Origin of the sequence: Streptomyces cyaneofuscatus, assembly GCF_000718135.1 — a bacterium.
Lineage (GTDB): Bacteria > Actinomycetota > Actinomycetes > Streptomycetales > Streptomycetaceae > Streptomyces > Streptomyces cyaneofuscatus.
This window is the reverse complement of sequence record NZ_JOEM01000001.1, coordinates 134,608-151,128: the sequence shown is the minus strand read 5'-3', so window position 1 is coordinate 151,128 and position 16,521 is coordinate 134,608. Positions and strand designations below refer to the sequence as shown.

Sequence of the window (16,521 nt, the reverse complement as noted above, 5' to 3'; positions counted from 1 at the left end):
TTGTCAGTGGCTCCGGTTACCGTTTCCCCCGTGTCCTCACGCATCACCGATCCCGAGCAGCTCAAGGAGCTCCTCGGGATCCCCTTCACCCCGGAGCAGACGGTCTGCATCACCGCGCCGCCCGCCCCGCAGGTGATCGTGGCCGGAGCCGGGTCGGGGAAGACCACGGTGATGGCCGCCCGCGTGGTCTGGCTGGTCGGCACCGGCCAGGTCGCCCCCGAGCAGGTCCTCGGCCTCACCTTCACCAACAAGGCGGCGGGCGAGCTGGCCGAGCGCGTCCGCAAAGCGCTGGTCGCCGCCGGGGTCACCGACCCCGAGGTCATCGACCCGGACAACCCGCCGGGCGAGCCCACCATCTCCACGTACCACGCGTTCGCCGGCCGCCTCCTCACCGAGCACGGCCTGCGCATCGGCCTGGAGCCGTCCACGCGCCTCCTCGCCGACGCCACGCGCTACCAGCTGGCAGCAAAGGTGCTGCGGGAGGCCCCGGGCCCGTATCCGGCGCTCACCCGCTCGTTCCCCACCCTCGTCAGCGACCTCCTGGCGCTCGACGGGGAGCTGTCCGAACATCTCGTACGGCCCGGGAAGCTGGAGGCGTACGACACCGAGCTGCTGCGCGAGCTGGAGACGGCCAAGCTCAGCAACGCCGACCTGCGCAAGATCCCCGAGACCGCCGAGGCCCGCCTCTCCCTGCTCTCTCTCACCGAGCGGTACCGGACCGCCAAGCGGAGCCGGGACCTCCTGGACTTCGGCGACCAGATCGCCCTCTCCGCCGAGCTGGCCCTGACCCGGCCGGAGGTGGGGGAGATCCTGCGGGACGAGTTCCGGGTGGTGCTGCTGGACGAGTACCAGGACACGTCGGTCGCCCAGCGGCTGCTGCTGTCGGCGCTGTTCGGCAGCGGAAGCGGCAGTAGTACGGAGTCGCAGCCCACCGGCCACGCGGTGACCGCCGTCGGCGACCCCTGCCAGGCGATCTACGGCTGGCGCGGTGCGTCCGTCGCCAACCTGGACGACTTCCCCGAGCACTTCCCGCACGCCGACGGCACCCCCGCCACCCGCTACAGCCTCAGCGAGAACCGGCGCAGCGGCGGCCGCCTCCTCCACCTCGCCAACGGCCTCGCGGAACCCCTGCGCGCGATGCACGAGGGAGTGGAGGCGCTGCGCCCGGCGCCGGGGGCCGAGCGCGACGGCCTGGTCCGGTGCGCCCTGCTGTCCACCCACACCGAGGAGATCGACTGGCTCGCGGACTCCCTCGCCCACCTCGTGCGCACCGGCACCCCGCCGGGCGAGATCGCCGTCCTGTGCCGCACCGCGGGGGACTTCGGGCAGATCCAGGCGGCCCTGGTCGCCCGGGACATCCCGGTCGAGGTGGTCGGCCTGGCCGGGCTGCTCCACCTGCCCGAGGTGGCCGACCTGGTCGCCGTCTGCGAGGTCCTCCAGGACCCGGGCGCCAACGCGTCCCTGGTCCGCCTCCTCACCGGCCCGCGCTGGCGCATCGGCCCCCGTGACCTCGCGCTCCTGGGCCGCCGCGCCCGCCTCCTCGTCCACCGGGCCGCCCAGGGGGACGGTGCCGACCCGGACCGGCGGCTCGCGGAGGCCGTCGAGGGCACCGACCCGGCCGAGGTGATATCGCTCGCCGACGCCCTGGACACCTTCCTGATCGCGGGGGACGCGGCGGACGACGGGCTGCCGTTCTCGGCGGAGGCGCGGGTGCGCTTCGCCCGGCTCGCCCGCGAGCTGCGCGACCTGCGCCGCTCGCTCGCGGACCCCCTGATGGACGTCCTGCACCGGGTCCTGGCCACCACCGGCCTGGAGGTCGAGCTGTCCGCCTCCCCGCAGGCGCTGGCCGCCCGCCGCCGCGAGACCCTCGCCAACTTCCTCGACATAGCGGCCTCCTTCGCCTCCCTCGACGGCGAGGCGTCGCTCCTCGCCTTTCTGGGCTTCCTGCGGACGGCCGCGCAGTACGAGAAGGGGCTCGACAACGCGCTGCCCGGCGGCGAGAACACCGTCAAGGTCCTCACCGCGCACAAGTCCAAGGGCCTGGAGTGGGACGTGGTCGCCGTGCCCGGACTGGTCACCGGCCAGTTCCCCAGCGACCGGGCCCGGGACGCCTGGACCGCCCAGGCCAAGGTGCTCCCGCACGCCCTGCGCGGCGACGCGGCGACGCTCCCGGAAGTGGACACGTTCGACGCCAAGGGCATGAAGGCGTTCAAGGAGGAGATGAAGGAGCACCAGCACACGGAGGAGCTGCGCCTGGGTTACGTCACCTTCACCCGGCCCCGCTCCCTCCTCCTCGGCTCCGGCCACTGGTGGGGCCCGTCCCAGAAGAGGACGCGCGGCCCGTCCGCCTTCCTGGAGGCGCTGTACGAGCACTGCGTGGCGGGCCACGGAGAGATCGAGGCCTGGGCGGACGAGCCCGCCGAGGACGAGGAGAACCCGGCCCTCGCGGCGCCCGACTCCGATCTGGCCTGGCCGCTCCCGCTGGACGCCACGGCCCTCACCCGCCGCCGCGCCGCCCGGGACACGGTGCTGGCCCACCTGGAGGGCCTGGCCCTCCACGGGGACGAGCAGCCACCGGCGTACGCCCCCGGACCCGACGACGTACCTCTCGATGAGGCACCGCCGGACGAGCCACCGTTCGACGAGGACTGGGACTGGGACGCGCTCCCCACCGAACGCCCTGCCGGTACGCCGGACACCCGGGACGACCCGCAGCCCGTACGGGACACCACACCTGACGCATCCCCCCACATCCCCGCCGCCCGCCACCCGCAGGAGGAACCGGCGGACCACCTCACCCCCGAGGAGGCCCGCACCCTCGCCTCCTGGGACCGGGATCTCGACGCGCTGGCCGGGGAGCTCCGCCGCGCCCGCGCCACCGTGCACGACGTCCTCGTCCCCGCCGCGCTCTCCGCCACCCAGCTGCTCCGACTGGCCGAGGACCCCGACGCCTTCGCCAAGGAGCTGGCCCGGCCCATGCCCCGGCCACCGCAGCCCGCCGCCCGCCGGGGCACCCGGTTCCACGCCTGGGTGGAGTCCCGGTACGAGGAGCTGCCGCTGCCCATGCTCGGCCCCGACGAGCTGCCCGGGGGTGATGAGAGCGACGCGGAGATCGCCGACGAGCGGGACCTGGCCGAGCTGAAGGAGGCGTTCGAGCGCACCGCGTATGCGCGGCGCACGCCGTACCGGGTGGAGACCCCGTTCCAGATCACCCTGGCCGGCCGGGTGATCCGGGGCCGGATCGACGCCGTGTACCGCACGGGTGACACCTACGAGATCGTCGACTGGAAGACCACCCGCCACCGCACCGCCGACCCGCTCCAGCTCGCCGTCTACCGGCTCGCCTGGGCCGAGCTGCACGGCCTGCCCCTCGACGCGGTCACCGCCACCTTCCTCTACGTACGCACCGGGGAGACCGCCCATCCCCAAGGGCTGCCCGGCCGGGCCGAGCTGGAGCGGATCCTGCTGGACGAGCCGGCCCCCGAGGACGGATAGGCTCAAGAGCATGAGCGAGACCCCGGACAGCGCCGTCCGTACGTACACCGAACAGCACCGCGCAGCCTTCCTCGACGACCTCGCCGAGTGGCTGCGCATCCCGTCCGTATCCGCGCAGCCGGAGCACGACGGGGACGTACGGCGCAGCGCCGAGTGGCTGGCCGCCAAGCTCAAGGAGACCGGTTTCCCGGTCACCGAGATCTGGGAGACGCCCGGCGCCCCGGCGGTCTTCGCCGAGTGGCCCAGCGAGGACCCGGACGCCCCGACGGTCCTGGTCTACGGCCACCACGACGTGCAGCCCGCCGCCCACGAGGACGGCTGGGCCACCGACCCGTTCGAGCCGGTGATCCGGGACGGCCGGATGTACGGACGCGGCGCCGCCGACGACAAGGGCCAGGTGCTCTTCCACACCCTCGGCGTCCGCGCCCACCTCGCCGCCACCGGCCGTACGACTCCGGCCGTCACCCTCAAGCTGCTGATCGAGGGCGAGGAGGAGTCGGGCTCCCCAAACTTCCGCGCCCTGGCCGAACAGCACGCCGCCCGCCTCGCCGCCGACGCCGTGATCGTCTCGGACACCGGCATGTGGGACGAGGAGACGCCGACCGTCTGCACCGGCATGCGCGGCCTCGCCGAGTGCGAGATCGAGCTGTACGGCCCCGCCCAGGACATCCACTCCGGATCGTTCGGGGGAGCCGTCCCCAACCCGGCCACCGAGATCGCCCGCTTGGTCGCCGCCCTCCACGACGAGGACGGCCGCGTCGCGATCCCCGGGTTCTACGAGGGGGTCACCGACCTCACCGACACCGAGCGGGCCCTCTTCGCCCAGCTCCCCTTCGACGAGGCCACCTGGCTGCGTACGGCGAAGTCGCAGGCGGCCTCCGGCGAGGCCGGGTACTCCACGCTGGAGCGCGTCTGGGCCCGCCCCACCGCCGAGGTCAACGGGATCGGCGGCGGCTACCAGGGCGCCGGCAGCAAGACGATCATCCCGTCCTCGGCCCTGGTGAAGATCAGCTTCCGTCTGGTCGACGGCCAGGACCCCGACCGCGTACAGGAGAGCGTCCGCGCCTGGGTGGAGTCCCGCGTTCCGGCAGGCATCCGGCACCGGATCGCCTTCCAGCCCGCCACCCGCCCCTGTCTGACCCCGCTGGACCACCCCGCCCTCCAGGCGGTGGCCCGGGCGATGGGCCGCGCCTTCGGCAAGAAGATCCTCTTCACCCGCGAGGGAGGCTCAGGACCGGCCGCCGACCTCCGGGACGTCCTCGGCGCCCCCGTCCTCTTCCTCGGCATCTCCGTACCCTCCGACGGCTGGCACGCCCCCGACGAGAAGGTCGAGCTGGACCTGCTGCTGAAGGGCGTGGAGACGACCGCGTACCTGTGGGGCGAGATGGCCACGGCACTCTGAGTCCTCTGCACACCGAGTCCTCTGCACACCTCCACGAACCTGTGCACACCCGATCCACCCAGGGGGAGTAGGAAGCACCTGTGAGCACCTTCGACAACGCCACCGCAGACCGCCCGATCGGCCTCACCGCGCCCAGCGGCATCGACCGCGCGGCGCACCACCGCCTCGACGAGGCGTGGCTGGCCGTGGCGTGGAGCCACCCGACGACCCGCGTCTTCGTCGTCTCCGGCGGGCAGGTGCTGATCGACGACACCCCCGAAGGCGGCACCTCCATCGTGATGACCCCGGCCTTCGAGGCCCCGGTCACCGAGACCCACCGCTACTTCCTCGGCACCGACGAGGAGGGCGTCAGCTACTTCGCGCTCCAGAAGGACTCGCTGCCCGGCCGCATGGACCAGTCGGCCCGCCCGGCCGGACTGCGCGAGGCGGGCCTGCTGCTCGGCCCCCGCGACGCGGGCCTGATGGTGCACGCGGTCGCCCTGGAGAACTGGCAGCGCCTGCACCGCTTCTGCTCCCGCTGCGGCGAGCGCACCGTCATCGCGGCGGCCGGGCACATCCGCCGCTGCCAGGCCTGCGGCGCCGAGCACTACCCGCGCACCGACCCGGCGGTCATCATGCTCGTCACCGACGACCAGGACCGCGCGCTGCTCGGCCGCCAGGTGCACTGGCCCGAGGGCCGCTTCTCCACGCTCGCCGGGTTCGTCGAGCCGGGGGAGTCGATCGAGCAGTCCGTGGTCCGCGAGGTGTACGAGGAGGCGGGCGTCACCGTCGGCGAGGTCGAGTACATCGCCAGCCAGCCGTGGCCCTTCCCCTCCAGCCTGATGCTGGGCTTCATGGCCCGGGCGACCTCCTCGGAGATCACCGTCGACGGCGAGGAGATCGAGGAGGCCCGCTGGTTCTCCCGCGAGGACCTCACCGCCGCCTTCGAGTCCGGCGAGGTCATGCCCCCGTTCGGCATCTCGATCGCCGCCCGGCTGATCGAGCTCTGGTACGGGAAGCCGCTGCCGAGGCCGGGCAGCCTGAACCGCACGAACTGAACGGGACATACGAAGGCCCCCGGCATCCGCCGGGGGCCTTCGTGGAAGCTCGGGGCGTCAGGCGGCCAGGGCCTGCTTCACCTGGGCGAGCGACGGGTTCGTCATCACGGACTCGGTGCCGGCTTCGGAAACGATCAGCAGCGTCGGGACCGTCTGGTTTCCGCCATTCGCCTTCTCGACGAACGCCGCCGAGTCCGCGTCGTGCTCGATGTTGACCTCGTTGTACGCGATGCCCTCGCGGTCCATCTGGCCCTTGAGCCGACGGCAGTAGCCGCACCAGGTCGTGCTGTACATCGTCACAGTGCCCGCCATGTCGGTGGCGCTCCCTTGTCTCGTCCGTCCCGCTGCGCGGCCGGCAGCGTCACATGCGGCCCGGCGGCCTGCGCCGCCTTCCCGCACCGAGTGGAACGTACGGGAGGCGGCCACCATTCCCACCACCGCACCGGAGCCGTCGTCCCCGCGTCCCCGGATCAGTACGTCCCCGCATCAGTACGACGAATACCTCACCCCTGTGGACAACCGCCGCATCCGTCCCTCGGGACCTGGCAGCATGGCGGGGTGACAGCAGCAACGCACTCCACCCTCTTCCCGCAGGTTCCCGAGACCCCGGACGCCGTGCTCGACGGGCTCGACCCCGAGCAGCGCGAGGTGGCTCTCGCCCTGCACGGACCGGTGTGCGTGCTGGCCGGAGCGGGCACGGGCAAGACCCGCGCGATCACCCATCGCATCGCGTACGGGGTGCGGGCGGGCATCCTCCAGCCCGCCACGATCCTCGCCGTCACCTTCACCAACCGGGCCGCCGGCGAGATGCGCGGACGGCTCCGGCAGCTCGGCGCGACCGGGGTCCAGGCGCGGACCTTCCACTCCGCGGCGCTCCGGCAGCTCCAGTATTTCTGGCCGAAAGCAGTCGGTGGTGAGCTGCCCCGGCTGCTGGAGCGGAAGGTGCAGCTGGTCGCCGAGGCCGCCGCCCGCTGCGAGCTCCGGCTCGACCGCAACGAGCTGCGGGACGTCACCAGCGAGATCGAGTGGGCCAAGGTCACCCAGACCGTGCCCGCCGACTATCCGGCCGCCGTCGCCAAGACCCAGCGGGACGCCCCGCGCGACCCGGCGGTGCTCTCCCAGATCTACTCCACGTACGAGCAGCTCAAGCGCGACCGGTCGGTGATCGACTTCGAGGACGTGCTGCTGCTCACCGTCGGCATCCTCCAGGACCGGCACGACATCGCCGACCACGTGCGCGGCCAGTACCAGCACTTCGTGGTCGACGAGTACCAGGACGTGAGCCCGCTCCAGCAGCGGCTGCTCGACCTCTGGGTGGGGGACCGGGACAACCTCTGCGTGGTCGGGGACGCCAGCCAGACGATCTACTCCTTCACCGGTGCCACCCCCGACCACCTGCTGAACTTCCGCACCCGCCACCCCGGCGCGACGGTGGTCAAGCTGGTGCGGGACTACCGCTCCACCCCCCAGGTCGTCCACCTCGCCAACGGCCTGCTGAGCCAGGCCCGCGGCAAGGCCGCCGACCACCGTCTTGAGCTGGTCTCGCAGCGCGACAAGGGCCCCGAGCCGGTCTACGCGGAGTATCCCGACGAGCCCCACGAGGCCGAGGCCACCGCCCGCCGCATCCGCGACCTGATCGCGGCAGGCGTCCCGGCCGGCGAGATCGCCGTCCTCTACCGGGTCAACTCCCAGTCGGAGGTCTACGAGCAAGCCCTCGCCGACGCGGGCGTGGCCTACCAGCTGCGCGGCGCCGAACGGTTCTTCGAGCGGGCCGAGGTCCGGGAGGCGGGCACCGCCCTGCGCGGCGCCGCCCGCGCCGGGCGCAACGACTCCCTGCTCGACGGAGCGGAGGGACTGCCCTCCCAGGTGCGGGCGGTGCTCTCCACGAAGGGCTGGACCACCCGCCCGCCCGCCGGGTCGGGGGCGGTGCGCGACCGCTGGGAGTCGCTGGCCGCGCTGGTGCGGCTGGCGGAGGACTTCGAGGCGGCCAAGCCCGGGGCGACCCTCACCGACCTGGTCCGGGAGCTGGACGAGCGGGCCGCCGCCCAGCACGCCCCGACGGTCCAGGGCGTCACGCTGGCCTCGCTGCACTCGGCGAAGGGCCTGGAGTGGGACGCGGTGTTCCTGGTCGGGCTGACCGAGGGCATGATGCCGATCGCGTACGCCAAGACCGACGAGCAGGTCGAGGAGGAGCGCCGCCTGCTGTACGTCGGCGTCACCCGCGCCCGCCTCCACCTCTCGCTCTCCTGGTCCCTGGCGCGCTCCCCCGGCGGACGGGCGAGCCGCAGGCCCACCCGGTTCCTGAACGGGCTGCGCCCGGGCTCGGCGGCGCTCGGCGCCCGGGGAGGGGCCGGAGGCGGCGGGGGGATCGACCGGGGCACCGGCCGGGCCCCGGCGGCGGCCGCGGGGCGGACCGAGGCCGTCGAGCCCAGGACCCGGCAGACGGCGCGGTGCCGGGTCTGCCGCCGGCCCCTCACCGACGCGGGCGAGATGAAGCTGATGCGGTGCGAGGAGTGCCCGTCCGACATGGACGAGGCGCTGTACGGCCGGCTGCTGGACTGGCGCGCCGGCCAGGCGGCCCGGCTCAGCCAGCCGGACTACTGCGTCTTCACCGAGAAGACGCTGATGGCCATCGCCGAGGCGGTGCCGTCCACCGAGGGGGAGCTGGTCGTCATCGCCGGCGTCGGGAACCGGAAGCTGACCCGTTTCGGAGCCGACGTACTCGCCATCTGCGCAGGTGAGACGGTCGGTGAGGAGCCCGAGGAGGGCGACGGAGAGGGCTGAGAAAAACTCGTCCAGAAAATAGTTTGCGCCCGCACCAGTCGTCACCATAGGTTCTTAACCACGGGAACAGCGACTTCTCTGAAGCCCTGACTCCGTGCTGTACTTATCCGAATACGCGCGACCGGCTCCGGCCGGTCACCCTAGACGCCGAGAGGAGGCGATTGAAGTGATCAGCATCATCGAAACCCAGAAAATGACCGGTCTTTCGGTCGTCTCCGCCTGCTCGCTCGGCCTCACCCGCTCCTCGGTCGCTTCGCTCCGCGCCACCGGTCTGTCCGGCATCTCCGCCGTCAGCCAGCTGTCCCTGGCGAGCCTCCCCGTGATGCGGGAGCGCAATGAGCGACCGATCGAGGCACCGGCGGCAGCAGTAGCGAAGGATGCACAGGCTCAGGCCTATGCCTTTGCGGCAGCCGGTGCCGGAGCCAAGAAGCAGACGCAGCACCACCACACGATGTGGGCCTTCCGTGGGCCTGAACCCTGGAGCGATCCAGCCTGATGCAGCATCAGGCCGGCGCCTCAGGGCCGCGGAACCCCACTCGGGATCCGCGGCCCTTTTGTTTTGTCCGAACGGACGGGACACCCCGAAGGCGCCTCGGGCCAGCAGTACCAGCCGCCAACCGGCCAACAGGCCGGCACGACCAGACGAGGACACCACCCACCGTGCAACTCGAAGCGCACGCCCCGTCAGTACCGCAGTCCGACTCGATCTCCCCGCCCGGCTCCACGGAGGACTCCACCTTGCTCCCCCTCACCGCGCTCACCGCGCTCGACGACGCCATCGAGAACCTCGGCGTACCCGTCCCCTGCCGCTCGTACGACCCGGAGGTCTTCTTCGCCGAGTCCCCGGCCGACGTCGAGTACGCCAAGTCCCTCTGCCGTACCTGCCCGCTCGTCGAGGCCTGCCTCGCCGGTGCCAAGGAGCGGCGCGAGCCGTGGGGCGTCTGGGGCGGCGAGCTCTTCGTCCAGGGTGTCGTCGTGGCCCGCAAGCGGCCGCGTGGCCGTCCGCGCAAGAACCCGGTCGCAGCGTGACCGCCGAATGCGGCGCCCCCGCCCCCACGCGGTGGCTGCGCCTGGGAACCATCGACCGTCCGCAGACCCATGACCCCCGGAATCAGGCACCAATGATCACCCCCACGAAGGAGCCCGTCGGCTCCGCCACCCCCGACGTCACCATCATCGGCGCGAACGACTCGCGTCAGAACAGGACCCGCGAGATGCAACTCATCCCAGAAGCCCTGGCCCGTGCGCATATGCACGACCGTCTGCGGGAGGCCCAGGTGGACCGCCAAGCGGTGCGCCTCGTCGCCGCCCGCAGGATGCAGCGCCGAGCGGAGCGCGCCTCGCTGCGCGCCCGCCGGGCGCTGGCCATGGCCGTCATGCACTGATGGCCGGTACGCACTGAGAGGCCCCGCCTCTCCGCTCCACGCCGGAGCACCACACCCGACCGCGGGGCCGTCCGAACGAGGACGGCCCCGCGGTGCGTTGTGCTGCCGGGGCCTGGGCGCGGGGATATCGTCACCAGGTGGACGAGGACACGCATCCCCCCGAACAACCGCCTGCCGGACCGGTGGTCTGTTCCCGCTGCGGCACCGCCGCCGAAGGCGACACGGCCCCGGTGACCTGGCTCTCCTCCGTGGAGGACGGCCGCCGCCTCCACTTCTGCGAGACCTGCGCCCGCCTCCACATCAGAGCGATCGAGAGCCGCCTCGACTCCCTCTGGTGGTGACCCCGGCCTACGCGCCGCCCTCCGGGACCGACTCCGGCTCCGGCTCCCGGCTCTCCGGCGTGAACACCGGCTCCTCGGACTCCGCCACGAACCCCGGCAGCCACGCTTCGAGTTCGTCCCGCAGCCGGACCGCCGCGCCGAGCTGGCACAGCACCCCGATCGTGCTGAGCGTGACCCGGTGTATCAGAAGGTAGGAGGGAGGGAGGTTCAGCTGCCTGCCGAGCTGGTGGGCGGGGGAACGCGGATCGGCTATCCGGGCCGCCTGGTCCCGCAGCCAGCCCCGGGAGAAGGCGAACTCCTCCACCTGCGCCGGTTCGATGATCGGGAGCAGATAGTCGAGGACCTCGTCCGGCTCCAGGTCGATCGACTCCTTCACGAACCCCTCGGCGCGCAACAGCCCGTACACCCCGGCCGCGTCGCCCTCCAGCGTCATCCGCAGTGACTCACCGATGGTCCCCGGCAGCCCGCCCGGCAGCCGGTCCACCGTGCCGAAGTCCAGCACCCCCAGCCGCCACTCACCGGCCTCGGCACCCTCTTCGTCCGAGCCGTCCGGGTTCTCCGGGGCCTCCTCCTGGGCCTCCGCCGGGGACAGCAGCCGGAAGTTGCCCGGGTGCGGGTCGGCGTGGAGCAGGCCGGTGCGGGCCGGGCCCGAGAAGAGGAAGCGCGCCAGCAGCTGCCCGGCCCGGTCCCGCTGCTCCGCCGTACCCTCCGCGATGACGTCGGCCAGCGGCACCCCGTCCATCCACTCGGTCACCAGCACCTGGTCGGACTGGTGCACCACCCCGGGGATCACCACATCGGGGTCGTCCGCGAACTCCTCCGCGTGGACCCGCTGGGCCTCCGCCTCCAGCTCGTAGTCCAGCTCCTCCGACACCCGGTCGCGCATCTCCTTGATGAGCGGCTTGATGTCCATCCCCGGGACCAGCGGGCCGAGCAGCCGGGCGAAGCGGCTGAGCTGGGTGAGGTCCGAGAGCAGCGCCTCGCCCGCCCCGGGATACTGCACCTTCACGGCGACCTCCCGGCCGTCGTGCCACACCCCCCGGTGCACCTGCCCGATCGAGGCGGCGGCCGACGGCTTGTCCTCGAACTCCAGGAAGTACTCCCGCCAGTCCTCGCCGATCCGCTCGGCGAGCACCGCGTGGACCGTGGCGGCGGGCAGCGGCGGCGCGGCCTCCTGGAGTTTGGTCAGCGCGGCCCGGTAGGGGCCCGCGATCTCCTCGGGCAGCGCCGACTCGAAGACGGAGAGGGCCTGGCCCAGCTTCATGGCCCCGCCCTTCAGCTCGCCCAGGGTCTTGAACAGCTGGTCCGCCGTGCGCTGCTGCACCTCGCGGGCGACCAGCTCGGCGGATCTGCCGCCGATCCGCTTGCCCAGACCCCAGGTGGCACGGCCGGCGAAGCCGAGCGGGAGCGCGGCCAGCTTGGCCGTACGCGTAACCGCCTTCCGGGGAAGATCAGACATGTGCCCCTCCAGTTCCCAGACTGCCGTGCCGCTGGGGCCGCCGGTGTCTCTCCGGCGGCGGCGGTCACCCGGCCATTGTGTCCTGCGCCGGAACGGAGCCGGAGGCCCCTTCCCCCTCGGCGTGCTCGGCCGCCCCGCACGAGCAGTCGGCATGGGGGCCGATCCGCTCGCTCCGCCAGTCCAGCAGGGGCAGCGCGGCCTCCCAGCGCGCCCCGGTGCTGGCCGGCAGCTCCCCGTCCAGGAAGGACAGGGCATGGGCCGCGGCGAGCCCGGCGACCGCTGTGGCCAGCCCCAGATCGCAGGCGGGCACCACACCCCGCCGCCCCGAGCGCCACTGCGCCAGCATCCGGGGCCACTGCGAATCCCGGTCCGCGCGGTGCAGCTCCAGACACCCCGCGCAGCCGGTGCCGCCCGGAAGCACGAGCGGGCCGACCACCCCGGTGGCCTCGATGACTCCCGCATAGAGATGAGGCGTGCCCGACGCGATCCAGGGAGCCGCGGTGTCCGGGACCGGCGCGTACACCGAGAGGCCGTCCCGGGGCGCGACGATGATCAGCGACAGACCGGGCTGCCCGTCGCCCGCACCCCGCTCCGCCCCCGCCGACCGGGGCGCGGGCCCGGCGGCGGCCCGGCGGACGAGCCGGCGGGCCGCCGTGTCCCGCCGTTCCCCCACGGCCGCCGCCGGAAGTCCGGCCGGCGCCACGTCCCCCGGCTCGGCCCGGCCCCCGTCCAGCACCTCCACCTGGCCCACCCCCGAGCCGGACAGCACCGCGGCGATCGACGCGCCGACCCGGCCCGCGCCCCGCACCTGGACCCGCATCGCCCGCCGGGCCGCCATCCGGCGCAGTCCCTCGCCCGGCCCGGGGTGGACGACGGAGAGCGAGGCGACATCGGGGCGTTGACGCTCCATCACCTCGGCCCGGTGGCGCAGGACATCCGCCTGGGGGCCCGCGGCCCGCGGATCGTCGAGAAGGCCCGCCTCCGCCAGCCGCCGGACCAGGACGTCCACATGACGGTCCGACAGGTCCAGGGTCCGGGCCTCCTCCCGCAGCAGCGGCAGGCCGCGTGTCCCGTCGAGCAGCTCCAGAAAGCTCCCCGTCGCGATGTCCACCGGGCCGAGCGTCACGGCGTGGGCGGGGGTCACCCCGAATTGCACGGTGTTCCGTCCGCGCCATGCCCGGCGCAGCGCGGGCTTCAACATCGGATGCAGGACTTCTCCCCGGACTTCTCCCCGGACTTCTCCACCGAGACGCACGGCTTTCCCCCGATCGGTGTCGTGACCGCGAGCTCGGGAGGATTCCCGGCCGCGTCGAGCCATTGCCAGTCGAACCATTGCCAGAATGCGCGCCCGCGACGAAGCGTGCTCGGAGTTGTCCACAGGTAGCGGGATCAGTCATTCAATAGTGCGGCTCATGGTGCGAAGCGAGGTGCGGGGAGTGGAGAGGATCGGTGGCGAACGGACCCGGAGGCGGGACTTCCCCCACTGACAGCGGGTAACGTCGGGGCGTGCCCGCAGACCCGTCACCCGGCGTCGCCGGGGAGACCCCCATGCGCAGCGCCGTGAGCCCTCAGCCCGGCGCGGCCGCCCGTGCGCCCCGCGCCCCGGTGGCGAGCGCGGTCGAGGTCCGCAGGAGCACCCGGCGCAGGAAGTCGGTTTCCGCGTACCGGGAGGGCGGCCGCACGATCGTGCTCATCCCCGCCCGGATGTCGGAGGCGGAGGAGCGGCGCTGGGTGGGCGTGATGCTCGACAAGCTCGCCGCCCAGGAGAGCAAGCGGGTCCTCGGGGACACCGAGCTCACGGAGCGGGCGGAGCGGCTGTCCGCCCAGTATTTCGACGGCAGGGCCCAGCCCGCTTCGGTTCGCTGGGTGACCAACCAGAACACCCGCTGGGGCTCGTGCACCCCCACCGAGGGCAGCATCCGGCTCTCGCACCGGCTCCAGGGCATGCCGGAGTACGTCGTCGACTACGTACTCCTCCATGAGCTGGCCCATCTGCTCGTCCCCGGCCACGGCCCGGGGTTCTGGCGGCTGCTGGAGGCGTATCCCCGCACCGAGCGGGCCCGCGGCTACCTCGAAGGAGTGGTGGCGGCCGACCAGCTGCCCCAGCCGCCCGCCGCACCCGAGGAGTGAGACCGGCGCACGCGGCGCTTCCGATGAGCCGTGTTCGGCGATTCTGTACCGGGTCTGTACCGGCTTGGCCGGATGTCGCGGTTTGCGGTTAGCCTGACGCGACGCATTCACCTTCGGGATGGGGGACGGTCGTTACGTATGGCCAGGGAATTCCAACGAGGCCACAAGGCCAAGATCAGTGATCTCACACCGGGGACAGATCTGTACGTAGGTGTGCAGATCGCCGCCCCTGGACTGACCTTCGACATCAGTTGCTTCGGCCTGGATGCCGACGAAAAGCTCTCGGACGACCGGTATTTCATCTTCTTCAACCAGCCGAAATCGCCCGAGGAGTCGATTCAGCTCCTCGGCCCGCAGTCCGGCGACACCGAGTCCTTCCGCGTCACGCTCGACCGCATCCCGGCCACCATCCACAAGCTCTCCTTCACCGCCACCCTCGACGGTGCCGGACAGATGTCGCAGGTCGGCCCCGGGTACATCCGGATCGTCGCGGGCGGCGAGGAAGTGGTCAGATACGCCTTCACCGGGTCGGAGTTCACCACCGAGCGCGCGGTGATGCTCGGTGACTTCTACCTGAAGGACGTCTGGCGCTTCGCCGCCGTCGGCCAGGGCTTCGACGGCGGTCTCGACGCGCTCCTGAAGAACTTCGGCGGCGAGGTCGCCGAGGAGGAAGAGGCGCCGGCCGCCCCGCAGGCGGCCCCGGGCTTCGCCCCGCCGGCCCAGGCCACCGCGCCCCCGGCTTTCGCCGCCCCGCCCGCACCTCCCGCCCCCCAGGCCCCGCAGCCCGCGCCGTCCTTCGGAGCCCCGCCCGCGCCCGCCCCCGCACCGCAGCAGCCGATGCACGCCGCGCCCACGATCGCGGCGCCGCTCACCCCGCAGGCGCCCCCGGCCCCGGCCCCGTACGGCCAGCCCGCTCACCAGCCCCCGCCGCCCCCGCAGCCGCAGTTCGGCCAGGTCCCAGGCCAGGTCCCAGGCCAGGTCCCCGGCCAGGGCACGCCGCCTTACGGCCAGCCCGCGCCCGCTCCCTACGGCCAGCCGGCCCCGGCCCCGTACGGCCAGCCCGCCCCCTTCGGGCAGCAGCCCCCCGGCGGGCCGCAAGGCGTGCCCCAGGGCCCTCCGGCCGCCGGGGCCGGGCTCCACGCGGCCCTCCAGCTGTACAAGGAGACGCCCACCGGGCAGCGGTGGACCCCGCAGAACAAGCAGCTCATGCGGGTCGACCTGACCATGGGCGGGGCCGGTGTGCTGGCCCGCCAGGGCAGCATGGTGATGTACCAGGGCAAGGTCGACTTCGGCTACAAGAGCGCCGGCTTCGTCGGACGGGCCGTCGGCAACGCAACCGGCCAGGAGATGCAGCTGATGCGCTGTACCGGCCGAGGCCAGGTCTTCCTCGCCGAGGAGGGCTCGTACCTGCACCCCATCGAGCTCCAGGGCGACGCCATCTGCGTCTCCGCCGAGAGCGTCCTCGCCTTCGACGAGTCCCTCCAGTACGAGGTCCGCCGGGTCGAGGGGCACGGCATCCCCGGCGGCGCCCTGTTCACCATGCAGTTCCAGGGCACCGGCACCGTGATCATCAAGACCCACGGCACCCCGGTCGTCCTGCCGGTCACCCCCACCACGTTCGCCGACTGCAACGCGGTGGTGGCCTGGTCGGCCGCCTCCCAGGTGATCGTCTCCAGCCAGGTCCGGCTGCGCCGCAACGCGTACCCGGGACACAGCGGGGAGACCGTGAACCTCCAGTTCCGGGGAGCCCCCGGCAACTTCATCGTCGTCCAGCCCTACGAGGTCTGAGGGAGCCCGTCATGAACCAGCAACTCGCGGGCTTCGCCCCGACCCCCGTCACGGCCCGGATGGAGAACCACGGCTCGGCCATGCTCAAGGTCGCCATGGCCTCCGGGCAGGACCTCTACGCGCGCACCGGCTCGATGGTGGCGTACGAGGGGTTCATCCAGTACGAGCCCAACCCGCCCGCCGCCCGGCAGATCGCCTCGCAGTGGATCACCGGTGAGGGCGCACCCGTCATGAAGTGCTCCGGCGACGGACTGCTCTATCTCGCCGACTACGGCGCCGACGTGGTCGTCATCAACCTGAACAACGAGGCCATCTCGGTCAACGGCACCAACCTCCTCGCCTTCGACGCGCACCTCACCTGGGGCGTCGAGAAGGTCAAGGGGATGGCCAAGTTCGCCGGACAGGGGCTGTGGAACGTCGTCGTCCAGGGCACAGGCTGGGTGGCCATCACCTCCCGGGGCACCCCGATCGTCGTCGACTGCGGACGCGGTGACGACGAGACGTACGTCGACCCGGACGCCCTCGTCGCCTGGTCCACGAACCTCAAGGTGAAGGGCAAGCGCAGCTTCAAGGCCGGCGCGCTGATCGGCCGCGGCAGCGGCGAGGCGTACCAGATGGCCTTCTCCGGAGAGGGCATCGTCGTCGTCCAGCCGAGCGAGGACAGTACGGACCGCCTGCGGATCCGGAACTGAGGGGAGGG

At 72.6% G+C, this 16,521-nt stretch carries 14 protein-coding genes; 11 read left to right on the top strand and 3 right to left on the bottom strand.

Features of this window, described 5'->3' with window-relative positions:
- Positions 1-30 precede the first annotated feature (30 nt).
- The 3 genes from IF17_RS0100785 (at position 31) to nudC (ending at position 5,934) form a co-directional block, all read left to right on the top strand.
- Positions 31-3,495 carry an ATP-dependent helicase gene (locus IF17_RS0100785; protein ID WP_030561075.1) on the top strand — a complete coding sequence of 1,155 codons (3,465 nt, stop codon included), beginning with the start codon at positions 31-33 and terminating at the stop codon, positions 3,493-3,495.
- Between the two features lie 10 nt (positions 3,496-3,505).
- The gene (locus IF17_RS0100780; RefSeq protein ID WP_030561073.1) at positions 3,506-4,897 is read left to right on the top strand and encodes a dipeptidase; all 1,392 of its coding nucleotides are present in this window, start codon (positions 3,506-3,508) and stop codon (positions 4,895-4,897) included.
- 80 nt (positions 4,898-4,977) lie between these two features.
- On the top strand, positions 4,978-5,934 hold the full coding sequence (nudC, locus tag IF17_RS0100775; RefSeq protein WP_018510106.1) for an NAD(+) diphosphatase: 957 nt from the start codon (positions 4,978-4,980) through the stop codon (positions 5,932-5,934).
- Positions 5,935-5,991: 57 nt separating this feature from the next.
- Here nudC and IF17_RS0100770 read toward each other — a convergent pair whose 3' ends face one another.
- Entirely contained in the window at positions 5,992-6,246 is a 255-nt protein-coding gene (locus IF17_RS0100770; protein ID WP_030561071.1) for a glutaredoxin domain-containing protein, read from the bottom strand.
- A gap of 246 nt (positions 6,247-6,492) precedes the next feature.
- Here IF17_RS0100770 and IF17_RS0100765 point away from each other — a divergent pair, with 246 nt between their 5' ends.
- From IF17_RS0100765 to IF17_RS0100745, 5 genes are all read left to right on the top strand, one after another.
- Positions 6,493-8,718, top strand: coding sequence for an ATP-dependent DNA helicase UvrD2 (locus IF17_RS0100765; protein WP_030561069.1), 2,226 nt, complete (start codon positions 6,493-6,495; stop codon positions 8,716-8,718).
- Positions 8,719-8,884: 166 nt separating this feature from the next.
- On the top strand, positions 8,885-9,214 hold the full coding sequence (locus tag IF17_RS0100760; RefSeq protein ID WP_030561067.1) for a hypothetical protein: 330 nt from the start codon (positions 8,885-8,887) through the stop codon (positions 9,212-9,214).
- A 164-nt stretch (positions 9,215-9,378) separates the two neighbouring features.
- Positions 9,379-9,747: a WhiB family transcriptional regulator gene (locus IF17_RS0100755; RefSeq protein ID WP_015611216.1), complete on the top strand. Its 369-nt coding sequence runs from the start codon at positions 9,379-9,381 to the stop codon at positions 9,745-9,747.
- Entirely contained in the window at positions 9,744-10,103 is a 360-nt protein-coding gene (locus IF17_RS0100750) for a hypothetical protein (protein ID WP_030561065.1), read from the top strand. The genes IF17_RS0100755 and IF17_RS0100750 overlap by 4 nt, the downstream gene beginning before the upstream one ends.
- A 137-nt stretch (positions 10,104-10,240) precedes the next feature.
- The gene (locus tag IF17_RS0100745) at positions 10,241-10,444 is read left to right on the top strand and encodes a hypothetical protein (RefSeq protein WP_030561063.1); all 204 of its coding nucleotides are present in this window, start codon (positions 10,241-10,243) and stop codon (positions 10,442-10,444) included.
- Between the two features lie 7 nt (positions 10,445-10,451).
- On the opposite strand, the gene IF17_RS0100740 is transcribed toward IF17_RS0100745, so the two are convergent.
- Positions 10,452-11,903 carry an ABC1 kinase family protein gene (locus tag IF17_RS0100740; protein WP_030561061.1) on the bottom strand — a complete coding sequence of 484 codons (1,452 nt, stop codon included), beginning with the start codon at positions 11,901-11,903 and terminating at the stop codon, positions 10,452-10,454.
- Positions 11,904-11,967: 64 nt separating this feature from the next.
- Positions 11,968-13,113, bottom strand: a complete 1,146-nt coding sequence (locus IF17_RS0100735) for a ThiF family adenylyltransferase (protein ID WP_030561059.1) — start codon at positions 13,111-13,113, stop codon at positions 11,968-11,970.
- A gap of 296 nt (positions 13,114-13,409) precedes the next feature.
- On the opposite strand from IF17_RS0100735, the gene IF17_RS0100730 reads away from it, so the two are divergent.
- The 3 genes from IF17_RS0100730 (at position 13,410) to IF17_RS0100720 (ending at position 16,513) form a co-directional block, all read left to right on the top strand.
- Positions 13,410-14,033 carry a M48 metallopeptidase family protein gene (locus IF17_RS0100730; protein WP_030561057.1) on the top strand — a complete coding sequence of 208 codons (624 nt, stop codon included), beginning with the start codon at positions 13,410-13,412 and terminating at the stop codon, positions 14,031-14,033.
- A 138-nt stretch (positions 14,034-14,171) separates the two neighbouring features.
- On the top strand, positions 14,172-15,821 hold the full coding sequence (locus tag IF17_RS0100725; RefSeq protein ID WP_030561055.1) for a TerD family protein: 1,650 nt from the start codon (positions 14,172-14,174) through the stop codon (positions 15,819-15,821).
- A gap of 11 nt (positions 15,822-15,832) precedes the next feature.
- A complete protein-coding gene (locus tag IF17_RS0100720) occupies positions 15,833-16,513 on the top strand; it encodes an AIM24 family protein (protein WP_018510096.1) in 681 nt (226 codons plus the stop codon).
- The last annotated feature ends 8 nt before the right edge of the window (positions 16,514-16,521 follow it).